We start from the raw sequence: 1,575 nt of genomic DNA on the forward strand, positions 1-1,575 counted from the left end.
GGGTAATGACACCAGCTTTGGCAAGATGGGCCAAAAGTGCCCTTGAACCGTTGTTCGGTGCTTTTGTAAGGCATCCAAGATTAGCGCTGCCAATCTAAGGCGGACCAAAAAAAGCCCCGTAAAGAGGCTTGTACGGATCCATTTTTTCACGGATTAATATCTTGTGCAACGGTTACCGGTGTTACCCAACGTTTTTTTCGCAACCCAATTCTCAAAATTCCTCTTATATTCTTAAATTAACTCCTAATTGTACACCATAAGCATAAGGCTTATAGTCCTCTCCAAAATTTTTGTCACTATACATTGTTAACGCTGATTTAAAGAATCCTTCGACAAGAATACTCCAATTATCATTGAGATTTAAAATACCACCTATTTTTGGTTGTATTGCTAATCCACTTTTAAGTAGTGCATAATTTTGTGTTGGTATTTCGTAAATAAATTCATTTTCAACAAAGAGGCGGACTTTTCTTTCTGGATTTAAAATAAATCTATAACCTAAAGATAATCCGTAAAAGCTCCATCTGCGAACCGATTCAACGGTTACGAAGGTTATTCCGTCCCCAACATTCGATTGAGCTCTTTCCCAAAACCTGTAACTCGATGAACCAAAACCTATTTTCAAACTATTTTTACTATTAAAATCTCGATAAATACTCAAATTTACATTTGGTGAATTTCTAGGCTTTTGCTCTTCTGGAAAGCTGCCTTCAAGGCTTTGAAATAAGTTTACGGGTTGATTGTAATGTAAGGTTCTTGAAATACCCAAATTAAATTGAATGCTGTATTTGCTTTGCTCACTATCTTGACCGATTGCTATTTCAGCATTTGTAAATAGAATTAGTAATATTGAAATGTGTATATAATTTTTCATTTTCTTTGGTTTTAACCATTTTTAAGATGTTCATTTTAGATAAAGGTTGCGTCTGAGTTAAGTCCATCTGCATAAAAATTACATTCGAGTAAAGTCAATTCGTACAAGCCTTTTTCAATCCTATTTTTATCATAATTTTTTTTAATCTCGATAAACAGCCAGATTTTTTTAAATGTTGGGTAATGGGCTTTGTTTATGGCGTGTGAGGCGTGCCTCACCAGGAGCCATCATTACGCCTCATAGGTTATAAGTGTAGTCGATGGCCGTACCTTTTGCTCCAGTGCCAGTTTAAAATTAGGGAAAACTTCCTTAGGTATGGGGTGTAATGTACAAAGCCCATCGATGGCGATAAGCAAAAGGGAAGCGTGCAATGTACGTGATTTTGCGTTCCCGAAGGGATATGGCCATCGACGGTCTCGTATAAGAATAGTAGCGGATTTTCACGCACTAACTTTTCGGTTAAACACAGACCTTTTCTATATTCACATACTTTCGTTTTAGCGATTAAACCGCTATTATTTTTATACATTGTGCCTGTTGCACAAGTTATAAAAAAAGGGGCATTTCGATCTTGCCGATCCGTAAAAGGATCGTAACTTTAGGTATGCAGGGTAAAAAGGATTATCAAGAGAAGCTTTTCAATAATTTCCAATTAAGTGACCGGGTACCGCAGACGAATTTCTACCGTCGTTTAAAAGGCG

At 36.8% G+C, this 1,575-nt stretch carries 1 protein-coding gene; it reads right to left on the bottom strand.

Annotated elements, in window-relative coordinates:
• Positions 1-223 precede the first annotated feature (223 nt).
• Positions 224-874 carry a hypothetical protein gene (locus BFP75_RS01935; protein WP_099542995.1) on the bottom strand — a complete coding sequence of 217 codons (651 nt, stop codon included), beginning with the start codon at positions 872-874 and terminating at the stop codon, positions 224-226.
• Between the last annotated feature and the right edge of the window lie 701 nt (positions 875-1,575).

It is taken from the genome of Maribacter sp. 4G9, assembly GCF_002742265.1.
In the GTDB taxonomy this organism is placed as follows: Bacteria; Bacteroidota; Bacteroidia; order Flavobacteriales; family Flavobacteriaceae; genus Maribacter.

Coding starts and splice junctions, on each gene's coding strand:
- BFP75_RS01935 (WP_099542995.1), bottom strand. CDS start 874: ATGAAAAATTATATACACATTTCAATATTACTAATTCTATTTACAAAT.